Genomic DNA, 20,619 nt, shown 5'->3' with positions numbered 1-20,619 from the left:
GCCGGCCCCAAAACAGAACGCCGCCCGAGGGCGGCGTTCTGCCTGCTGCGATGGCGGACGCGTCAGGAACGCGCCGGCACCGCGGCGGCGGGATCGGCCCGGCGCGCCTGCACCGCGATCCACTGCGCCAGCAGCGCGGCGGCGGCGAACGCCACGCCCGCGCCGATCCACGGTCCCTGGCGCAATCCCGCGTCCAGCAGCAGGCCGAAAGCCAGCGGTCCCAGCGCCGAACCGACGTCCATGCCGGAATACACCAGGCCGTAGACCGAGCCGGTCGAGCCCTTGGGCGTCACGCGCCGGATCAGCATGTCGCGCGACGGCGCGGCCACGCCCGAGCAGAAGCCGGCCAGCGCCACCACCGGCGCGGCGAACAGCGCCGGCACCAGGCCCAGCGCCAGCACCACCAGCGTCAGGCCGGCCAGGATCAGCGCCACCATCACCGTGCGCTCGGTGCGCGGGTTGGCCGACACCAGGAAGCCGCCGGCCGCCATGCCCACCGCCGACGCCACCATGTAGCCGGACAGCGCCGAGCTGGCCGCCACCTTGGACAGGTCGTACAGTTGGCCCAGCAGCGGAATGGTGTAGTTCTGCACCGACGACAGCGCGATCGAGGTGCAGGCGAAGAACAGGAACGCGCCCCATAGCGCCGGCTTGGACAGCAGCGTGGCCAGGGTCGTCAGCACGCCTTCCTGCGGCTTGGGCGCGGCGCGCGCGCCGGCCTTGGCACCGTCGGCCTGGGCCGGCTCCGCGCCGCCCAGCAGGTCGCGGCCCAGCACGGTCAGCAGCAGCACGAAGGCCACCAGCGCCGCGGCGCTGTAGGCCGCCACGCGCCAGTTGGCCAGCAGCGTGATCGAGGTCATGAACACGGGCGTCAGGGCCCAGCCCAGGTTGCCGGTCAGGCCATGGGTGGAAAAGGCATGGCCAAGGCGCGGCGCCGTGATGCGGTGGTTGATGATGGAATAGTCCGCCGGGTGGAACACCGAATTGCCGATGCCGCCGACCACCGCGGCCGCCATCAGCATGGGGTAGCCGGTGGCCGAGCCGATCAGCAGGCCGGACAGCACGAAACAGGCCAGGCCGAACCACAACACCGGCCGCGCGCCGATGCGGTCCACCACGAACCCGGACGAGGCCTGGCCGATGCCCGAGACCACATAGAAGGTCGACACCAGCAGGCCGAGGCGGGCGAAGTCCAGTCCGAACTCGTTGCCGAGCGACACGTACAGCGACGGCAGGACCAATTGGAAGAAGTGCGACGAGGCATGCGCCACGCCGATCAAGAGGATGATCTGCCAGTCGCGGCGGCGGACGGCGGCGTCCGAGGCAAGGGGGGATGCAGCGGTAGTCATTGCGCAAGGCCGCGGGCAGCGGCGAAAGGCGGCCGCCCCGGGGCGGCTCGCGGGTTGTCTCCAGCAACGTCCGGCCAGGCCGGCGTTGTCCCAATGGCGAATGCGGCGCATGGCCGGGCCGGTCGCGGTCCTCGCCCCGCCGGCTTCGCTCTTGATCTGTCAGGACGGCCCCGGGCGCGAGCCGGGCCGCCGCGGGTTACTGCGCTTTCTCGCGGATCGCGGGCCAGGCGCGCTGCAGGTAATACAGCATCGACCAGACCGTCAGCACCGCGGCCACGATGATCAGCACGTCGCCCAGCATCTTGGTGGAGATGCCGTGGATCGGCTGGTTGTACAGCAGGCACGGAATCGCCACCATCTGCGCGGCGGTCTTGAACTTGCCCAGCCGGTGCACCGCCACGCTGGCGCTGGCGCCGATCTTGGCCATCCACTCGCGCAGCGCCGAAATGGTGATTTCGCGGCCGATGATGATGAGCGAAATGAAGGCATCGACGCGGCTCAGGTCCAGCAGCACGATCAGCGCGGCGCAGACCATCAGCTTGTCGGCCACCGGATCCAGGAACGCCCCGAACGCCGACGTCTGGTTCCAGCGGCGCGCCAGCCAGCCATCGAACCAGTCGGTCAGGGCGGCGATGATGAACGCCCAGGCGGCAAAGGTGTCGCGCACCGGCACGGACAACCAGCTTTCAGGCAGGTAGAACAGCCCTACCACCAGCGGAATCATGGCGATACGCAGCCACGTCAGAATTATGGGTACGTTAATTGGCATAGTGTCCGTATGCTACATCAGCCGGGTTGCACTGGCTGTCCCGGGGCCGCCGGGCGGCCGCCACCCGGCCGTCCGGAGCCTTATCCGCGCAGCGCCTCATAGATCCGTTCGGCCAGTTCCTCGGAAATGCCGTCCACCGACGCCAGGTCCTCGATGCTGGCCGAGGCCACCCCCGAAAAACCGCCGAAACGGGCCAGCAGGCGCTGGCGGCGGCGCGCCCCGACCCCTTCGATCTCCTCCAGCCGCGACACATTGCGAGTCTTGGCGCGGCGCGCGCGCATGCCGGTGATGGCGAAACGGTGGGCCTCGTCGCGCACCTGCGCGATCAGCATCAGGGCGGCCGATTCGCCGCCCAGCGCCACCGGCGGGCGGCCGTCGGCGAACACCAGGGTTTCCAGGCCGACCTTGCGCCCTTCCCCCTTGGCCACGCCCACCAGCGCCTGGATGTCCAGGCCCAGCTCGGCGAACACTTGGCGCGCCACCTCGACCTGGCCCTTGCCGCCGTCGATCAGCACCAATCCGGGCATCTGCGCCTCGCCGTCGGCCACCTTGGCGAAGCGCCGCGTCAGCACCTGGCGCATGGCGGCGTAGTCGTCGCCCGGGGTGATGCCCGCGATGTTGTAGCGGCGGTACAGCGACGGCTGCATGTCGTGGTGCTCGAACACCACGCAGGAGGCCTGGGTGGCCTCGCCGGCGGTATGGCTGATGTCGAAGCACTCGATGCGCAGCGCGTCCAGCGCCGCCTCGTCGGTATCCAGGTCCAGCGCCTCGGCCAGCGCCAGGGTGCGGGCGGCGCGGGCGCCGGATTCGGTCAGGGCGCGGGCCAATGCCATCTCGGCGTTCTTGAGCGCCTGCTCCAGCCAGGCGCGGCGCGCGCCCTGCGGCCGCGTCAGCACGCGCGACGGACGGCCGCCGGCCTGCTCCACCAGCAGGTCGATCAGGCCGGCGTCGGGCAGCGCGTGCGAACAGACCAGCACTGGCGGCAGCGCGTTGTCGGTGTAGTGCTGGGCCACGAAGGCTTCCAGCACCTGCGGCGCGGCCTCGCCTTCGGCGTGGGTCGGGAAGAACGGCTTGTCGCCCAGGTGGCGCCCGCCCCGCACCATGGCGAGGTTGACGCAGACCTTGCCGCCGGCGATGGCGACCGCGACGATGTCGGTGTCCTCGCCGCTGACGTTTTCCATGGTCTGCTGGTGCAGCACCCGCGCCAGCGAGCCCATCTGGTCGCGCAGCGCGGCGGCTTCCTCGAAGCGCAGCGCCTCGGCGGCCTCCAGCATGCGGGCCTCGATCTCGCCCATCACGTCCTTGGCCTCGCCGTTCAAGAAGCGCACCGCGCGCTGCACGTCCGAAGCGTAGTCCTGCGCCTGGATGGCGCCCACACAGGGCGCCGAACAGCGCCCGATCTGATGCAACAGACAGGGCCGCGAACGGTTGGCGAAGACGGTGTCCTCACAGGTGCGCAGGCGGAACACCTTCTGCAGGATCTGGATGGTCTCGCGCACCGCCCAGGCGTTGGGGAACGGGCCGAAGTATTGGCCGCGCTTGTTGGTGGCGCCGCGGTAATAGGCGATGCGCGGCCAGTCGTGGCCGGTGATCAGCAGGTACGGGTAGGACTTGTCGTCGCGGAACAGGATGTTGTAACGCGGCTTCAGGCTCTTGATGAGGTTGTTTTCCAGGATCAGCGCTTCGGCCTCGGAGCGCGTGACGGTGACCTCCAGCCGCGCCACCTTCGCCACCATCTGGGCGATGCGCGGGCTGGACAGGTTCTTCTGGAAATACGACGAGACGCGCTTTTTCAGGTCGCGCGCCTTGCCGACATACATGACCTCGCCGGCCGCATCCAGGTGTCGGTAGACACCCGGCAGATGCGGCAGGTCAGCCAGGAACGATTTGAGATTGAAGTCGTCGGGCATTCTGGTAACGGCTTTCGGCCTGCAGGGAGTCCCAGTCGAGCGCGTCGAAACGCGGCATCAACCGGCGGATGCGGGCCACGGACTCGGGCGCATGGTCGAACTCGAGCCGCGCCAGCAGCTCGTCGGCCAGGTCGGGCCGGTTGCACACCAGCACCATGTCGCAGCCGGCGCCCAGCGCGGCCTGGGCGCGCGCCAGGATGTCGCCGGCGACGGACGCGCCCTCCATGGTCAGGTCATCGGAGAACACCACGCCATCGTAGCCCAGGCGGGTGCGCAGGATGTCCTGCACCCAGCGCCTGGAGAAACCGGCCGGGTGCTTGTCGACCTTGGGGTAGATCACGTGCGCCGGCATCACCGACGGCAGCACCGCGTCGCCCAGCCAGGCGTAGGGCGCGGCGTCGTCCTTCAGGATGCGCTCGAGCGGACGCGGATCGACCGGGATCTCGTGGTGCGAATCCGCGCCGACGAAGCCGTGTCCCGGGAAATGCTTGCCGCAGGCCGACATGCCGGCCAGCGCCAGGCCCTGGATCAGCGCGCGCGACAGCATCGTCACCACCCGCGCGTCATGATGGAAGGCGCGGTTGCCGATCACCTTGCTGACGCCGTAATCCAGGTCCAGCACCGGCGTGAAGCTCATGTCCACGCCGCAGGCGCGCAGCTCGGCGGCCAGCACGTAGCCGGCCTCGGTCGCCAGGCGCATGGCGGTCAGCGGATCGCGGTCCCACAGCGCGCCCAGGTCGCGCATCGCGGGCAGCGGCGTGAAGCCGTCCTCGCGGAAGCGCTGCACCCGGCCGCCCTCGTGGTCGACCAGGATCAGCAGGCGCTCCTTGCGCGCCTTGTGGATCTGGCGGGTCAGCTCGGTGAGCTGGCGACGGTTCTCGAAATTGCGCGCGAACAGGATGACGCCGCCCACCAGCGGGTGGCGCAGGCGTTTCTTTTCTTCCTTGGTCAGCACGGTGCCGGCCACATCGACCATCACGGGACCGGGCGGCAGCGCCCGGGATTTCTTCTTGGCCATCGGCGTGTCCTTCTGTGTTGCAAGCCGGCCCGCGGGCGTCAGGGCTTGCGTTCGACCACCACGTAGGCGGCGGCCATGTCGGATTCATCGGTAATGGAAACGTGCGCGGCGCCAAAGCGCTGCACGTACCATTCCAGCAGTTCAGGGGCGATCACCAGCACCGGCCGGCCGCCGGGCGCGTTCAGCGTCTGCACCCGGCGCCAGGTCATGGGCATGCGCATGCCCAGCCCCACCGCCTTGGAGAACGCTTCCTTGGCGGCAAAGCGCGTCGCCAGGAAGCGCACGCCGCGCACCGGGTCGCGGGCGCGGCGGGCATGGAACTTGGCCAGTTCCTCGGGCCCCAGGATCTTCTCGGCGAAACGGTCGCCGTGGCGCGCCAGCGCGCGCTCGATGCGATCGATGCGCAGCAGGTCCATGCCGATGCCGCCGATGGCGACCGGCGCGGGGACGGCGAGAGGGGCTTCGGGCTGGGACATCGCTGCGGCGCCGTTCAAGGGGATCGGGCCCGGGCTCAACGGCCGCGCAGCGCTTCCAGGCGGGCCTGCACCATCAGCGCCTTCATGTCGCGCACGGCCTTTTCCCAGCCGTCGAACACCGCCTGCGCCACGATGGCGTGGCCGATGTTGAGCTCGGAAATGCCGTCCAGCGCCGCCACCGGCTTGACGTTGCCATAGTGCAGTCCATGGCCGGCGTTGACGCGCAGGCCATGGCGCAGCCCTTCGGCCACCGCCGCGCGGATGCGCTCCAGCTCGGCCAGGGCGGCGTCGCCCTCGGCTTCGGCATAGGCGCCGGTGTGCAGTTCGATGACCGGCGCGCCCGCGCGGGCGGCGGCGGCGATCTGCGCCGGATCGGGATCGATGAACAGCGACACGCGGATGCCGGTCTCGGTCAGCAGGCCGACCGCGTCCGTCACCGCCGACAGCGCGCCGGCCACTTCCAGCCCGCCTTCGGTGGTCAGTTCGGTGCGTTTTTCCGGCACCAGGCAGACGTCATTGGGCTTGACCGCGCAGGCGATCTCCAGCATCTCGGGCGTGACCGCGCATTCCAGGTTCATGCGCGTGCGCAATTGCGGCCGGATCGCGTAGACGTCGGCGTCCTGGATGTGGCGGCGGTCTTCGCGCAGATGCAGCGTGATCAGGTCGGCGCCGGCGTCCTCGGCGCGCAGTGCCGCGGCCACCGGGTCGGGATAGGTCGTGTGACGCTGCTGCCGCAGGGTCGCGACGTGATCGATGTTTACACCAAGTTCTATCATTGCACTTTCGTTGTTTCTTCCCAGCCGCCGCCCAACGCCTTGTAGAGTTCCACACGGTTGATCAGCGCGGCCAGGCCGGTTTGCACCAGCGCGAGCTGGGCATTGAAAAAGTCCACTTGCGCGGTCTGCACCTGCAGGTAGCTGTCGATGCCATTGGTATAGCGCAGGTTCGACAGTTCCAGGGTGCGCGCCGACGAATCCTGCAACGCGCGCTGGGCATCCAACTGCGCGCCATAGGTGGCTTCGCCCGCCAGCGCGTCCGAGACCTCGCGGAACGCCTGCTGGATGGTCTGCTCGTACTGCGCCACGGCGATATTGTCGCGGGCCTTGGCCAGGTTCAAGCCTTCGCGGATGCTGCCGCCGGCGAACAGCGGCGTGGTGATCGACGGCGAAAAGCTCCAGTAGCCCTGGCCGCCCTTGAACAGCGTATCCAGCGAGGGGCTGGCCACGCCGAACAGCCCGGTCAGCGAGATGGTCGGGAAGAACGCCGCGCGCGCCGCGCCGATGTTGGCGTTGGCCGACTTCAGGTTGTTCTCGGCGGCCAGGATGTCCGGACGGCGCTCCAGCAGGTCGGACGGCAACCCGGCCGGCACGCTCGCCAGCAACTGGTCGCGGCCGAACGGCGCCGGCGCCGGCAGATCATCCGGCAACGGCGTGCCCAGCAGCAGCACCAGCGCGTTGACGGCCTGGGCCTGGGCCCGGGCCAGTTGCGCCAGGTCGGCCGATGCCGTGTCCAGCAGCGACTTGGACTGGTTCAGGTCGAGTTCGGACGCCACGCCGCCGTCGAAGCGGCGCTTGACCAGGTTGTACGACTCCTGGCGCGAGGCCAGGGTGCGCTGGGTCAGTTCGAGTTGCACCTGGGCGGCGCGCAGGTTGAAGTACGACTGCGCCACCGCGCCGATCAGCGTGATGTGGGTGCTCTTTTGCGCCTGCTCGGTCGACAGGTACTGCTGGTACGCCGCTTCCGACAGGCTGCGCAGGCGGCCGAACAGGTCGATCTCGAACGTGGTCAGGCCGATGCCGGCCTGGTACGAACTGCTGATCGAACCGGCGCCCGGCTGGCGCATGTTCTCGGGCAAGCGCTGGCGTTGGCCCTGGATGCCGGCGCCGATGCTGGGCCACTGCGCGCCGCGCTGCACGCCGTACTGGGCGCGCGCCTCTTCGACGCGCTGCACCGCCACGCGCAGGTCGCGGTTGTTGACCAGCGCCAGCTCGATCAGGCGCTGCAGGCGCGGATCGTGGAAGAACTCGCGCCAGCCCAGGTCGGCCGCGGGCGTGCCCGCCTGCGGCGCCACCGCCGACGCGGGCTGCGTGCCCAGCGACATCGGATTGGCGTACGCGCCGTACTGCACCTTGGGCTGGTCCGGCCAGTTGCCGGAGACCGGCGCGTCAGGCCGCTTGTAGTCGGGCGCCAGCGAGCAGCCGGCCAACGCCACCGCCACGAAGGCGGACAAGGCGGTCTGTTTGAACATCAGGGCGCTCATTCCTTGCCCTCCTGGCCACCGTTGGGTTGTGCGGGAGCGTCCGGCGGGGTCTGCCCCGCCGCCGCCTTCTTGGCCGCCTGTTCTTCCTCGAAGGCGCGCAGCTCGGCGCCCAGCAGGCGCGGCTTGGTCTTGAACAGGCCCAGCACCACCACGAAGAAGGTCGGCACGAAAATCACCGCGAACGGCGTCGCGGCCAGCATGCCACCCAGCACGCCCAGGCCCACCGCGCGCTGGCTGGCGGCGCCGGCGCCGGTGGCCATGGCCAGCGGCACCACGCCCAGGATGAACGCCAGCGAGGTCATCAGGATCGGCCGGAACCGCAGGCGCGCGGCTTCCACCGCCGCTTCATATAGCCCCATGCCGCGCGCGTACTGGTCCTTGGCGAATTCCACGATCAGGATGGCGTTCTTGGCCGCCAGCCCGATCACGGTCACCATGCCCACCTGGAAGTACACGTCGTTGGACATGCCCAGCGCGCTGACCAGCGCCACCGCGCCCAGCATGCCCAGCGGCACCACCAGCATCACCGAGATCGGGATGGCCCAGCTTTCATACAGCGCGGCCAGCACCAGGAACACCACCAGCAGCGACAGGCCCATCAGGATCGGGGCCTGGTTGCCGGCCTGGCGTTCCTGGTAGGACAGCCCGGTCCATTCGTAGCCGAAGCCCTGTGGCAACTGGGCCACCAGTTTCTCCATTTCCTCCATGGCCTGGCCGGTCGTGTAGCCGGCCGCGGCGCTGCCGCCGATGCGCATGGATTCGTAGCTGTTGTAGCGCACCACCTGCACCGGGCCCTGCGACCACTTGGCCGTCACGAACGACGACAGCGGCACCATGCCGCCCTGGGTGTTGCGGGCGTTCAGCTTGAGCACGTCCGACAACTGCATGCGGTACGGCGCGTCCGCCTGCACCCAGATGTTCTGCATCCGGCCCAGGTTGGGGAACTTGCTCAGGTAGGCGGAACCGACGGCGGTGGAGATCAGCGAGGCGGCCTCGTCGAAATTCACCCCCAGCGCGGCGGCCTTGTCGCGGTCGATGTCCAGCGTCAGTTGCGTGCCGGCCGACAGGCCGGTGATGCGCACCTGCGACAGCACCGGGCTCTTCATGGCCATGCCCATCAGTTGCCCGGTGGCCGCGGCCAGCGCCTCGGTGCCGGCCGCGCCGCGGTCCTGCAGGCGCAGGTCGAAGCCGGTGGCGTTGCCCAGCGACGAGATCGCGGGCGGCACCAGCGTGAACACCTGGGCGTCGTGGATGCCCATGAGCTGCTTCTGAAACGCATTGAACGCGATCGCGCCGGCCGAATCACCCTTGCCCTTGCGGTCCTTGAAGTCCTTGAGCGTGGTGAAGGCGATGGCCGCGTTCAGGCCGTTGCCGTTGAAGCTGAAGCCCTGCACGGTGATGATGTTCTCGACCGCGGGGATCTCGCGGAAATAGGCCTCGACCTCCTCGATCACCTGCACCGTGCGGTTGGCGCTGGCGCCCGTGGGCAGCTCGATGTTGCTGATGACGTAGCCCTGGTCTTCTTCCGGCAGGAACGACGACGGCAGGCGCAGGTACAGCCAGCCCAGCAGGATCACCAGCACCAGGAACGCCAGCATCATGCGGCCGCCCTTGTGCAGGATGCGCGAGACCCAGTTCTGGTAGCCGTGCGTGGTGGCGTCGAACTTGCGGTTGAACCAGCCGAAGAAACCCTTCTTGTCGTTGTGGTGTCCCTTGGGCACCGGCTTCAGGATGGTCGCGCACAGCGCCGGCGTGAAGGTCAGCGCCAGCAGCGCCGAGAAGAAGATCGACACGGCCATCGCCACCGAGAACTGGCGGTAGATCACGCCCACCGACCCGCTCATGAAGGCCAGCGGCAGGAACACCGTCACCAGCACCAGCGTGATGCCGATGATGGCGCCGCTGATCTGCGGCATGGCCTTCTTGGTGGCCTCCTTGGGCGGCAGGCCTTCGGTCGCCATGATCCGCTCGACGTTCTCGACCACCACGATGGCGTCGTCCACCAGGATGCCGATGGCCAGCACCATGGCGAACATGGTCAGCACGTTGATCGAGAAGCCCAGCCCCAGCATGACCGCGAACGACCCCAGCATGGCCACTGGCACCACCAGCGCCGGGATCAGGGTATATCGCACGTTCTGCAGGAACAGGTACATCACCAGGAACACCAGCACCATGGCTTCGGCCAGGGTGTGCAACACCTGCTCGATCGAGACCTTGACGTACGGCGCGGTGTCGTAGGGGATGGCGTAGGTGATGTTGCCGGGGAAGTACTTGGACAGCTGATCCATCTGCTGACGCACGCCCTGGGCGGTGGCCAGCGCGTTGGCGTCAGGCGACAGCACGATGGCGAAGGCCGCCGTCGGCTTGCCGTTCAGGCGCGCGCCGAACTGGTAGTTGTCGGCGCCGACCTCGATGCGGGCGACGTCGCGCAGCAGCACCTTGGAGCCATCGCTGTTGGCGCGCAGCACGATCTTGCCGAAACCATCGACGGTGCTGAGCTGGCCGTTGGCCACCACGGTGGCCGTGATGCGCTGCGAATCAGGGTTGGGCGGCGCGCCGATGCTGCCGCCCGACACCAGCACGTTCTGCGCGGCGATGGCCTGGTTGACCTCGGCCATGCTCAGGCTGAAGCCGACCAGCTTGGCCGGGTCGACCCAGATGCGCATGGCGCGCGGCGCCGCGAATAGCTGGAACTGGCCCACGCCCGACACCCGCGACACCGGGTTCTGGACGTTGCGGGTGATGTAGTCGGCCAGCGCCGTCTGGTCGAGCGAGCCGTCGGTGGACGACAGCGTCACGATCATCAGGAAGCCGGTGCTGGTCTGCTCGTACTTCAGGCCCTGTTGCTGCACCGCGGACGGCAGTTGCGCGATCACGTTGGACACGCGGTTCTGCACGTCCACCTGCGCCAGGTCGGGATCGCGCCCGGGCGCGAAGGTGGCGGTGATGGTCGAGGTGCCGTAGGAATCGCTGACCGACTCGTAGTAGATCAGGCCCTTGGCGCCGTTGAGCTTGTCCTCGATGATACTGGTGACCGACTCGGCCACTTCCTTGGCCGACGCGCCCGGATAGGTCGCGGTGATGGTGATGGCCGGGGGCGCCACGTCGGGATACTGCGATACCGGCATGTTGGGGATGGCCAGCACCCCCGCCAGCAGGATGAACAGGGCGACTACCCAGGCGAAAATTGGTCGATCAATAAAAAATTGCGGCATGTGGGCTGACTCTGAAAGCGATGCTCACCAAAGAGGAACGCAGCGCGTTGCGCTGCGAGCCGCTTACGATTTCTGGCCGGCGGCCGGGGCCTGCTGCGCCGGCTTGGCGGGGTCCGCGGGCTTGGCCGCGGGAGCGCCCGCCGCGGGATCCGCCGGCTTGGCGCCAGGCTGTGCCGGCGGCTGGCCGCCCGCGGCGGGCGCGCCGCCCGCCTTGTCCTTGTTCCAGGGGCTGGCCTGCACCGGGGCGCCGGGACGGATCTTCTGGAAGCCTTCGACCACGACCACGTCGCCGGCCTTCAGGCCGCTGGTGACGATCCAGTTGTTCTTGATGGCGCCGCCGGTGGTGACGGGCAACTGTTCGATCTTGTTGTCCTTGACCAGCATCAGGCTCTGCGAACCGTCGGCCGTGCGCTGCAGCGCCTGCTGCGGCACCAGCAGGGCCTGGTCGTCCACGCCCTGCTCCAGGCGCACGCGCACGTACATGCCGGGCAACAGGATGCCGTCGGGGTTGGGCACCTCGGCGCGCAGGTTGACCTGGCCGGTGCTGGGATCGACCGTGATGCCGGTGAAGAGCAGCTTGCCCGGCTTGTCGTATTCGGACCCGTCTTCCAGCACCACGGTGGCGCGGGCGGCATCCTTGCCGACCTGCTGCAGCTTGCCGCTGGCGAAGGCGCGACGCAGCGCGGCCAGGTCGGCGGTGGACTGGGTGAAGTCAACGTAGATCGGGTCGAGCTGCTGCACGGTGGCCATCTGCGTGGCGGAGGTGGCCTCGACCAGCGCGCCCTCGGTCACCAGCGGCTTGCCGATGCGGCCCGTGATCGGCGAGGTGACATCGGTGTAGCCGAGGTTGATGGACGCGTTGTCCTGCGCCGCCTTGGCGGCGGCCACGGTGGCATCGGCCTGGCGGTAGGCCGCCACGGCATTGTCGTATTCCTGCTTGCTGACGGCGTTGGCCTTGACCAGCGGCGCGTAGCGGTCGGCCAGCAGCTTGGCGCTGAACAGGTTGGCCTGCGCCTGCTTGAGCTGCGCGGTCGCCTGATCGTAGGCGGCCTTGTAGGGCGCCGGATCGATCTTGAACAGCAACTGGTTTTCCTTGACGTCGCCCCCCTGCTCGAAGGCGATCTTCTGGACGATGCCGGTGACCCGCGAGCGGATCTGGGCGTCGCGCACCGCGTCGACGCGGCCGGGCAGTTCGGAGACGATGGGTGTGCGTTGCGGCTGCACCGTGATGACGCTGACCTGCGGCATGCCGGGGTTCATCTGCGGCTTTTCACCGCAACCCGCCAACAACAGCGCGAGGACGCCGCCGGAAAAAGCCAGACTTGATACACGTTTAGGCGAAAACCGCATTGAAACCCCCGCGAAGTTAACCGCGTCAAGCGACCGCAACAATGTAACGGCGTTAGCTGAGCGCCGTGTCCGGTTGCCGAAGGACGGCCGCGGGCTTGCGCGGCCGTGTCCGACCGCCGTATTTGACCGCAATACGTGATTGCAATCAAAACAAAATCCCGCGCTCCGCCACTGACACGTGAATAGCCCGTTAATGTAACTCAGTTATTGGGGAAATCACTGATTTTCACGACGGCGCGCGACATGGGAAGCGGCCAAAAACAAACGGATCCGGGGGGAATCCGCCCGCCGCGATCAGACGTCGGCAACCTCTTGCAGGTTGCCCAGGAAAACATAGCCCACGCCATGCACCGTATGCAACGGCAGGCGCCCGCCAGCCTCGCGCACCTTGCGCCGCAGGCGGCAGATCGCCACATTCAGGGCGCGCAGGTTGGTGCTCTGGCGCGGCAGCATCAATTCCTCGCGCAGCAAGGCGAGTTCCTCGCGCAACAGTTCCTTGCGCGGGTTGCGCAGCAGGCACTGGAAGCAGGCCCGCTCGACCTCGGTCAGGTCCAGCCGCGTGCCTTGCGGGGTCAGCAAGGTCCAGCCGTGGTACAGCAGGCTCCACCAGCCGTCGAGCCGCACCGGGAAGGGGCCCTCGGCCGGTTCGGCCGCGGCGGCCGGCGGCGGGGCCGGCGTGGCGGCGCCCGGAACCGCAGGCGCGGACTGCGGGCCGCGGACAGGGGGGACGGGGAAAGCGATAGTCATGTTGGCGTCTCCAGCGGGCGCGGGCGCGGCGCGGAAGACGGCGGCCCGGACCCGGAACAAGGTTTCAAGTCTTGCCGAAAGACTACCGTTGCTGACGCCGTTGTGCGGCGAAGTTTCCCTGGAATCAGACGGATCCCAGACCGCCGCGCGGAACCTCAGGAGGTGTGCTTGCCATTGCGGTGGATGTCGTGGGCCACGAAGCAACTGTCCTGCGTCGGGCGCGCCAGGATACCCGGCTTGGCCAGCGTCTGGCGGATGTCGGCCAGGCCCGACTCCCAGTGCTCGCGCATGGCCTCGGTGCCGAACTCATAGTCCTTGGAGAAGCGCTCGCGGTGCTTGGACTCGTAGATCAGGTTGATGATGTTGGTGGCCGGGGTCTTGGCCAGGCGGCGGATCTCGGCCAGCTCGGGCGCGCCCCGCTCTTTTTCGGGCAGGCGCTCCAGCAGTTGCTGCAGGCCATGGCGCAGCTTGAGCACGCGGCGTAGCTGGTCGGTGACCATGCGGGTCCGGCTGGAGTACTGGATGTCCTTCTGGCGCTCGGCCACTTCCTCGAGCGTGGTCGGCAGCCCGCCGCGCGCGGGCCACAGGTCGACCTGGAAGGCCAGCGTGTCGCGCATCGTGTCGCTGGTCAGGACCTGCGCCAGCGGCGTGTTGGACACCACGCCCCCGTCCCAGTAGTGCTCGCCGTCGATCTCCACTGACGGGAAGCCGGGCGGCAAGGCGCCGGAGGCCATGATGTGCTCGGGCCGCAGGGTGTCCTTGAGGCTGTCGAAATAGGCGAAATTGCCGCTGCGCACATTGACCACGCCAAAGCTGGCGCGCACCGCGCCGGAATTGAGCAGATCGAAATCCACGTACTCGCGCAACGTCGCCGCCAGCGGCGTGGTGTCGTAGAAGCTGGTGGACGCCGCGCCCTTGCCGTGCACCCAGTAAGGCGGCGGAAAGCGCGGCTTGAAAAAGCCCGGCTGCCCCGAGAACAGCGCCTGGAAGGCCGACAACTGGCCATTCATGGCGGGCGAGCCGAAGCCGAATGGAATGCCCTCGAACATGCCGGCCAGCGTATCGCCCCAGGGGACGGAGGCGAACCCCGCCGGCCGGCAGATGCTTTCCCAGAACCCGCGCAGCCGTTCGATGCGCTCGTCCTCGCGCGAACCGGCAATGATCGCCGCGTTGATCGAACCGATCGAGATGCCGGAGATCCAGTTCGGGCGGATGCCGGCCTCGTGCAGGCCCTGGTACACCCCCGCCTGGTACGAGCCGAGGGCGCCGCCGCCCTGCAGCACCAGGGCGACGGTGTCATAGGACGGCGTGGCGCCGGTATCGGTAGACGAGGATTTGCGGCGGGTGCTCATGCGGGGTTCCTTTGGATGACGCTACGGTTTGCGCTTGTCCGGCCGCTGCGGCGCGGCGACGCCGGCGCGGAACGGATACTGGGCGAAGACCTGGGCCACAGCCTTCTCTATGCTCTGCGGCGAGGTCGCGGCCTCGGGATCGCGGACTTCGCCGACTGCGACGCCCTCCCACACCAACTGTTTGCGGCGCGGGTCGACCAGGTCGATGTTGAGGGTGCCCTCGGTGTATTGGTAGACGGTGTCGCCCCAGCCGTAGCCGGGCCAGCCGCCGTAGAAGCCGGCGCGATAGCCGTAGTACGGCCCCATCGGCGGAGGCGGCGGCGCCTGGGTCACCTCGGTCTTCTGCTGCAGTTTGCCGTTGAAATTGACCAGAAGGTCGGGATTGGCGGCGTCGTAGACATAACCGCGCATTTCCATCTGGCCACGGGTCGCGTCCTTGAGGCGTTCGGTCAGCAGGGTGCTGTAGCCGGCCTTGTCGGTGCCCAGCGGCGACATGTAGCCGAAGGTCCGGTAGCGCGAGAAATCCGCCTGATGGTCGTAATCGCTTTTGATGGTGGGGCCGGAAGCGCAGGCCGCCAGTAGTGTCACCATGGAACCCGATGCCAGCATTTTCAGCGCTTTCATGTCGATCTCCAAGAAGCGGGGCCGCGAGCCGACCCCCGATGTCAACACACCTCAACACATCCTGAGCGCACTCATAGTGCCGCGAAGCGGATAAAGTTTCAACAGCATCTCATTCTCATCCGATCCCTCCCGAATGCCGGCGGCGCGGGCTCCATTACACTCGCGGTACTTTCATCAAGCTGACCACACCCGTTACCGATGTTGGAACTCGACGGCTCGATTTGGTTTCGTTCCGGCGCCCAGAACTGGGGCGGCAAGAACCGCATAGACCTGCTGGCGCAGATCGACGCCACCGGCTCGATCACGGCCGCCGCGCGCGCGGTCGGCATGAGCTACAAGGGCGCCTGGGACGCCATCGACGCCATGAACAACCTGGCGGGCGAACCGCTGGTGTTGCGGGCGGCCGGCGGCAAGGGCGGCGGCGGCACGCGCCTGACCGACCGGGCGCGCGGCCTGATCGCGACGTTCCGGGTGCTGGAAGCCGAGCACCGCAAATTCATGGAAAACCTGGCGCGCGCCGGCCTGGATGCCAGCGGCGACATCGACCTGATGAGACGCTTCATGCTGAAAACCAGCGCACGCAACAAACTCATGGGCACCGTGATGGAGGTCCGCACGGGCGCCGTCAACGACGAAGTCCTGCTGCGCATCGCCGGCGGCCAGGTCATCACGGCCACCATCACCCGCGAGAGCACCCAGGAACTCGAACTGGCGCCCGGCAAGGAAGCGCTGGCGCTGGTCAAGGCCTCGTCGGTGATCGTCGGCGCGCCCGGCGCCGGCCTGCGGCTGTCGGCCCGCAACCAATTGCCAGGCACCGTGACGGCGGTGCGCGCCGGCGCGGTCAACAGCGAGATCCTGATCGAACTGGAAGGCGGCGCCACGCTGGCGGCCATCGTCACCAACGAAAGCGCGCAGGACCTGGGACTGGGCGAAGGCGCGGGCGCGGTCGCCGTGTTCAAGGCCTCGAGCGTGATCCTGGGCGTGCTGGACTGACTTCGCTCCGTTGCGGCCAGGCGCTTGCCGCCACCGCGGTCGGCCCCGGGCGGCCGCGGCGCTTACAGGCAGCGGCATTCACGCTTTGAATGCCGCCCTGCCCGTCACACGCCCACGTCCTCGTCGCGGCGATGCACCTTGCCGTCGCGGACCTCGAAGACCTCGTCGGCCAGCGCCTCGACGTCGGCCGGATCGTGCGTGATCAGCAGCATCGGCACGTCCAACTGGCGTTGCAGCGCGCTCAGCTCCTGGCGCATCTTGCCGCGCAACTGCGAGTCCAGCGCCGAGAACGGCTCGTCCAGCAGCAGGATTTCCGGCTTGACCATCAGCGCGCGCGCCAGCGCCACGCGCTGCTTCTGTCCTCCCGAGATCTCGTGCGGATAGCTGCCCACGATGGCGCCCAGTTCAAAGGCGTCGACCCAGCGCCGCGCCTCGGCCGACATGGCCCGCCGCGGCGGATTGAGCCAGCCTCGGCGCGAGCCGAAGGCGATGTTCTGCGCCACCGTCAGATGCGGGAACAATGCGTAGTCCTGGAACAGATAGGCCACGCGGCGGGCCTGCGGCGCGACGCTCAGGCGCGCATCGGAATCGAACAGCACCCGTCCGTTGATCTCGATGCGGCCGGCGTCCGGCCGCAGCAGGCCGGCCACCGCCCGCAGCGTCAGGCTCTTGCCGGCGCCCGACGGGCCGAACAGCGCGATGCGCCTGGACTTGGAGGAGAACGCCACGTCCAGGGAAAAGTGGCGGTCGCCCGACACCATGTCCTTGCGGATGCGCAGGTCGACGCTCATCGCCCGCCTCCGCGACGGCTGGAGCGGATCGGCACCAGCTTGCCGGCCGCCAGCAGCACGACCACGCAGGTGATGGAGGTCACCAGCACCAGGAAATTGGCGGTGGCGTCATCGCCCGCCTGCACCGCCTCGTAGATGGCGACTGACAGCGTCTGGGTGCGGCCGGGCAGGTTGCCGGCAATCATCAGGGTGGCGCCAAACTCGCCCAGCGCGCGGGCAAAGGCCAGCAGCACGCCGGCCACGATGCCGCGCGCCGCCAGCGGCAAGGTCACGCGAAAGAACACGCCGGCCTCGCGCACGCCCAGCACGCGGGCCGCGCTTTCCAGTTGAGGATCGACGTCTTCGAAGGCGGCGCGGGCCGACTTGAACACCAGCGGAAAGGCCACCACCGACGCGGCAATGACCGCGCCCTGCCAGGTGAACACCAGTTCGATGCCCAGCGCCGCCAGCTTCTCGCCCAGCACGCCGCGCCGGCCCAGCAGCACCAGCAGGTAGTAGCCCAGCACCGTGGGCGGCAGCACCAGCGGCAGGGTCAGGACGGCATCCAGCAGGTCGCGGCCCGGCCAGCGCCAGCGCGACAGGCCATAGGCGGTCGCGGTGCCGGCCACGGCGGCCAGCAGCGTTGCCCAACCCGCCACTTTCAGGGTAAGCAGCAGGGGCACCCATACCGGATCACTCATCACAGACCGCGTTGGCTACCGCCCGCGCCCTCAAGGCTTCTGGAAGCCGTAGCGTGACAGGATTTCCTGCCCGGCGGGCGACATCACGTAGGCCACGAAGCGCTTGGCTTCCTGGGCGGCGGCATCACGCGCCGTCACGGCGATGGGATAGGTGACCGGCGTCTGCGACGGCACGCGCACCGCCACCTTGACCTTGTCCGGCATGATTGCCGCGTCGGTGGCGAACACGAAGCCCGCGTCCACTTCGCCGCGCGACACGTAATCCAGGCTCTGGCGCACATTCTGCGCCAGCACGCTCTTGGCCTGCACCGCGTCCCACAGGCCGGCGGCCTGCAGCGCGCCCTGCGTGTAGCGGCCCACCGGCACCGAGGCCGGGTTGCCGTAGGCGATGCGCTTGATGTCGTCGCGCGTCAGGTCCTTGAGCGCGGTGATGTTGGCCTTGCTGTCCGTCGGCACGATCAGCACGATCTGATTGGCGGCGAAATCCACCCGCGACTCGGGCTTGACGGCCTTTTCCTCGACCGCCTTGTCCATCGCCTTCTGGTCGGCGGACGCGAATACGTCGGCGGGCGCGCCCTTGACGATCTGCTGCAGCAGCACGTCGGAAGCGCCGAAGTTCAGGATGACCTTGGTGCCGGCATGCTCCTTCTCGTACGCCTGGGCCACGTCCTTGAACGCGTTGGTCAGGCTGGCGGCGGCGGACACGACCAGGTCGCCAGCGTGGGCGCTGGGGCCCCAGGCGGCGGCCAGGGCCAGCGACAGCGCCAGGACCGGGTGTTTGCGGAACATGCATCTCTCCTCGGACAAGATCAATCTCGGTATCGAAATATATATAGGTATATAACGCTCGTCAATTTGTGCCCGGGGCCGGCTTGCGCCCGATCAACGAAGGGAGGAAATCGGCCTGGAGCCCGCTCAGCCGCGGTCGACCGTGGTGACGCGCACCGTGTCGGGGGCCAGCGCGGCCCGCAGCCGCTCGAGCGCCAGTTCGGGCCGGGCGGCCCCGCACATGAAGATGTCCAGCGCCGCGAAGCGGTGCTCGGGCCAGGAATGCACGCTGATGTGCGATTCGCTCAGCATGACCACGCCCGTCACGCCCGCGCCTTCTCCAAAATGGTGGAAGTGCGCGCCCAACACGCGCGCGCCGGCGGCCTCGGCGGCCCCCAGCAGCTCGCGCTCGAGCGCCTGGGCGTCGGCCAGCAGGCCGGCGTCCACGCCACGGAAGTCGGCCAGGATGTGGCGGCCGGGCGTCGCGTGCGGCGTCACTTGTGCGATCCGCCCGACGACCAGCCCGAGCTGCCCGACGATCCGCCGCCCCAACTGCTGCTGCTGCCGCCGCTGCCACCGCTGGTGAAGCGGGCGCCGGGCGAGCTGGCGCCGGTGGCTGCGATGACCACGATCAGGGCGTAGATGGCGTAGAAGAACTTGCCCATGCCTCAGTCGTCCTTTGCCGACATCTTGTCCGCGAGGCTGGCCGGCAGCCACAGGAAGGCCAGGCCTATCAGGATCGGCAGGATGCGGCCGCTGAAGATGTTGCCCATGTTGAGGAATCCCATGGCGATGGTGGCGAACCAGGCCCATTTGCGATAACCGCCCGGCGAGGCAGAGCGCGGCATCGCCTTCTGCCTGGCCAGTTCGGGATTGTCGAACCACTGGGCCAGTTGCGCCGGCGCCACCGGCGCGGCGGCCGACCAGCCCACCTCGGCCGGCCCCTGTTCGCGGGTGAGCTTGAGGTTGCCGGCCTTGTAGTCGGTGATCCTGGTGCTGTCGCCCACCTTGACGCGCCAGTTGAAGGCGCCCAGCGCCAGGTCGACGCGCGAGGTGTAGTCGTACAGCTTCTGGTACAGCTTGGAACGCCAGCGCACGCTGGTGGCGTTGTTGTAGCTGGGCCAGGTATCGCAGACCTGCACGCGCTCCCAGCCCTCGTCCGTCTCCACCAGCCAGATGAAGCCCTTGGCCGGGTTGAACAACAGGTATTCGATCCAGTCCGAGGGCTCCTCGGGGTCCGGGTCGGCGCATTTCATCAGGCCGATCAGGGTGTAGGCGACGCCATCGATCCTGGCGGTGGCGCCCAGCGCCAGCGTGGTCTTGATTGCCTTGACCTTGCGCGCCTTCTCGATGACTTCGGCGGTCTCGCCGGCGCAGTCGACCGTGGCCGCGCACGACGGGCACACCACCTGCGTCGCCATGGCGGCGACGAAGCTGATCGGCGCGCCGCAGTTGGGGCAGTCCAGCGCCTTGATCTGGCCGCGGAAGCGCCCGGCGGTTTCCTCGACCTGTTCGTTCGAACGCAGCGTCGCCGCCTGCATGCCCGCCAGGTCGAAGGCCTTGCCGATGTAGAGCTCGGGTTCGGGGCCATCGGAGAAGTCCAGCGTCAGGAACGCATCCAGGCTGCGGAAATCGGCCACCTTGGCTTCCCAGCCATCGCCCGGCACGAACGGCAGTTCCCCCTGCGCGCCGCCAGCGCGGCAGCGCCGCACGTCGGAAGCCGTGAAGCGCTGGCCATCCAGTTTCATGTCGTCGCCGGGCGCGATGTCGGCGAAGGCCGGCAGGCCCTGCACGGTCTTGGCCTTGCGGCGGCGGGTAATGGCGTATTGGCCGGAGGCGTCCGACAGCCAGCCGTCCGAGCCGTCTTCGAACCACAGGTACCACTCGTTCCAGAAGCCGTCCTCGTAACGCAACTGGATGCGGCCGATCAGGTCGAAGCGCTTGCCTTCGAACTGGCCGGCGGCGCCCAGGCACAGCGGCGAATAGTCTTCCAGGACATCGGCGGTCTCGCCGATGCGCTTGACCGACTCGGCGTCCTTGAGCAGCGTGCTGCGGCAGGCGCCGCAGACCGCCATGACCGATGCCGTGGAAGTGAACTTGACGGGTGCTCCGCACTGCGGACACAGGACCTGCTGCATGGGCGGGCGGCGTTCAGCTAGTGAGTTTCTTCAGGACCTCGGCCTTGGCCGCGTCGTAGTCGGCCGGCGTGATCAGGCCCTTGTCGAGCAGGTCCTTGAGCTGCTGCAGGCGCTGCACCGGGTCGGCGCCCGAAGCGGCCGCCGCGCCCGCCGCCGTGCCGGCCGCCGCCTGGGCG

At 68.5% G+C, this 20,619-nt stretch carries 20 protein-coding genes; 1 reads left to right on the top strand and 19 read right to left on the bottom strand.

Features of this window, described 5'->3' with window-relative positions; all coding sequences use genetic code 11:
* Positions 1 to 62: 62 nt before the first annotated feature.
* The 12 genes from HV783_RS26240 to HV783_RS26185 all read right to left on the bottom strand — a co-directional run bounded on the left by HV783_RS26240 (position 63) and on the right by HV783_RS26185 (position 15,073).
* Positions 63 to 1,349, bottom strand: coding sequence for an MFS transporter (locus HV783_RS26240; protein WP_116792124.1), 1,287 nt, complete (start codon positions 1,347 to 1,349; stop codon positions 63 to 65).
* Positions 1,350 to 1,545: 196 nt separating this feature from the next.
* On the bottom strand, positions 1,546 to 2,118 hold the full coding sequence (gene pgsA, locus HV783_RS26235) for a CDP-diacylglycerol--glycerol-3-phosphate 3-phosphatidyltransferase (RefSeq protein WP_006390551.1): 573 nt from the start codon (positions 2,116 to 2,118) through the stop codon (positions 1,546 to 1,548).
* A gap of 80 nt (positions 2,119 to 2,198) precedes the next feature.
* Positions 2,199 to 4,028: an excinuclease ABC subunit UvrC gene (gene uvrC, locus HV783_RS26230; RefSeq protein ID WP_049072758.1), complete on the bottom strand. Its 1,830-nt coding sequence runs from the start codon at positions 4,026 to 4,028 to the stop codon at positions 2,199 to 2,201.
* Positions 3,991 to 5,046 carry a beta-N-acetylhexosaminidase gene (gene nagZ / locus HV783_RS26225; RefSeq protein WP_049072757.1) on the bottom strand — a complete coding sequence of 352 codons (1,056 nt, stop codon included), beginning with the start codon at positions 5,044 to 5,046 and terminating at the stop codon, positions 3,991 to 3,993. The genes uvrC and nagZ overlap by 38 nt, the downstream gene beginning before the upstream one ends.
* Before the next feature lie 38 nt (positions 5,047 to 5,084).
* Positions 5,085 to 5,522 carry a holo-ACP synthase gene (acpS, locus tag HV783_RS26220; protein WP_169535878.1) on the bottom strand — a complete coding sequence of 146 codons (438 nt, stop codon included), beginning with the start codon at positions 5,520 to 5,522 and terminating at the stop codon, positions 5,085 to 5,087.
* Between the two features lie 35 nt (positions 5,523 to 5,557).
* The gene (pdxJ, locus tag HV783_RS26215) at positions 5,558 to 6,298 is read right to left on the bottom strand and encodes a pyridoxine 5'-phosphate synthase (protein ID WP_054416393.1); all 741 of its coding nucleotides are present in this window, start codon (positions 6,296 to 6,298) and stop codon (positions 5,558 to 5,560) included.
* Entirely contained in the window at positions 6,295 to 7,782 is a 1,488-nt protein-coding gene (locus HV783_RS26210; protein ID WP_054503225.1) for an efflux transporter outer membrane subunit, read from the bottom strand. The genes pdxJ and HV783_RS26210 overlap by 4 nt, the downstream gene beginning before the upstream one ends.
* A complete protein-coding gene (locus HV783_RS26205) occupies positions 7,779 to 11,000 on the bottom strand; it encodes an efflux RND transporter permease subunit (protein ID WP_175190164.1) in 3,222 nt (1,073 codons plus the stop codon). The genes HV783_RS26210 and HV783_RS26205 overlap by 4 nt, the downstream gene beginning before the upstream one ends.
* A gap of 63 nt (positions 11,001 to 11,063) precedes the next feature.
* Entirely contained in the window at positions 11,064 to 12,350 is a 1,287-nt protein-coding gene (locus HV783_RS26200) for an efflux RND transporter periplasmic adaptor subunit (RefSeq protein WP_116792127.1), read from the bottom strand.
* A 294-nt stretch (positions 12,351 to 12,644) separates the two neighbouring features.
* Positions 12,645 to 13,097, bottom strand: coding sequence for a helix-turn-helix domain-containing protein (locus tag HV783_RS26195; protein ID WP_144654590.1), 453 nt, complete (start codon positions 13,095 to 13,097; stop codon positions 12,645 to 12,647).
* A gap of 155 nt (positions 13,098 to 13,252) precedes the next feature.
* Positions 13,253 to 14,449, bottom strand: a complete 1,197-nt coding sequence (locus tag HV783_RS26190) for a DUF3734 domain-containing protein (protein ID WP_064523494.1) — start codon at positions 14,447 to 14,449, stop codon at positions 13,253 to 13,255.
* Between the two features lie 21 nt (positions 14,450 to 14,470).
* A complete protein-coding gene (locus tag HV783_RS26185) occupies positions 14,471 to 15,073 on the bottom strand; it encodes a DUF4136 domain-containing protein (protein WP_081273389.1) in 603 nt (200 codons plus the stop codon).
* A 198-nt stretch (positions 15,074 to 15,271) separates the two neighbouring features.
* Here HV783_RS26185 and HV783_RS26180 point away from each other — a divergent pair, with 198 nt between their 5' ends.
* Entirely contained in the window at positions 15,272 to 16,066 is a 795-nt protein-coding gene (locus tag HV783_RS26180) for a TOBE domain-containing protein (RefSeq protein WP_054503230.1), read from the top strand.
* A gap of 104 nt (positions 16,067 to 16,170) precedes the next feature.
* Here the strand turns inward: HV783_RS26180 and HV783_RS26175 are convergent, their stop codons facing one another.
* The 7 genes from HV783_RS26175 to HV783_RS26145 form a co-directional block, all read right to left on the bottom strand.
* The gene (locus HV783_RS26175; protein ID WP_054503231.1) at positions 16,171 to 16,857 is read right to left on the bottom strand and encodes a sulfate/molybdate ABC transporter ATP-binding protein; all 687 of its coding nucleotides are present in this window, start codon (positions 16,855 to 16,857) and stop codon (positions 16,171 to 16,173) included.
* A complete protein-coding gene (gene modB, locus HV783_RS26170) occupies positions 16,854 to 17,537 on the bottom strand; it encodes a molybdate ABC transporter permease subunit (protein ID WP_054503232.1) in 684 nt (227 codons plus the stop codon). The genes HV783_RS26175 and modB overlap by 4 nt, the downstream gene beginning before the upstream one ends.
* A gap of 30 nt (positions 17,538 to 17,567) precedes the next feature.
* Positions 17,568 to 18,326: a molybdate ABC transporter substrate-binding protein gene (gene modA / locus HV783_RS26165; RefSeq protein WP_064523485.1), complete on the bottom strand. Its 759-nt coding sequence runs from the start codon at positions 18,324 to 18,326 to the stop codon at positions 17,568 to 17,570.
* Positions 18,327 to 18,452: 126 nt separating this feature from the next.
* Positions 18,453 to 18,803, bottom strand: coding sequence for an adenosylmethionine decarboxylase (gene speD, locus HV783_RS26160; protein ID WP_049072743.1), 351 nt, complete (start codon positions 18,801 to 18,803; stop codon positions 18,453 to 18,455).
* On the bottom strand, positions 18,800 to 18,970 hold the full coding sequence (locus HV783_RS26155) for a hypothetical protein (protein ID WP_162876642.1): 171 nt from the start codon (positions 18,968 to 18,970) through the stop codon (positions 18,800 to 18,802). The genes speD and HV783_RS26155 overlap by 4 nt, the downstream gene beginning before the upstream one ends.
* A 3-nt stretch (positions 18,971 to 18,973) precedes the next feature.
* Positions 18,974 to 20,443 (bottom strand): DUF4178 domain-containing protein, encoded by a 1,470-nt coding sequence (locus tag HV783_RS26150; protein WP_054503234.1) that lies wholly within the window; start codon positions 20,441 to 20,443, stop codon positions 18,974 to 18,976.
* 13 nt (positions 20,444 to 20,456) lie between these two features.
* The coding region (locus HV783_RS26145; RefSeq protein WP_175190163.1) for an SHOCT domain-containing protein at positions 20,457 to 20,619 on the bottom strand (163 nt) is incomplete at its 5' end.

The sequence above is a fragment of the Achromobacter dolens genome (assembly GCF_902859745.1).
GTDB classification, from domain to species: Bacteria; Pseudomonadota; Gammaproteobacteria; order Burkholderiales; family Burkholderiaceae_B; genus Achromobacter; species Achromobacter dolens.
Note: the sequence above shows the minus strand (reverse complement) of the source record. Positions and strands in the feature narration are given on the sequence as shown.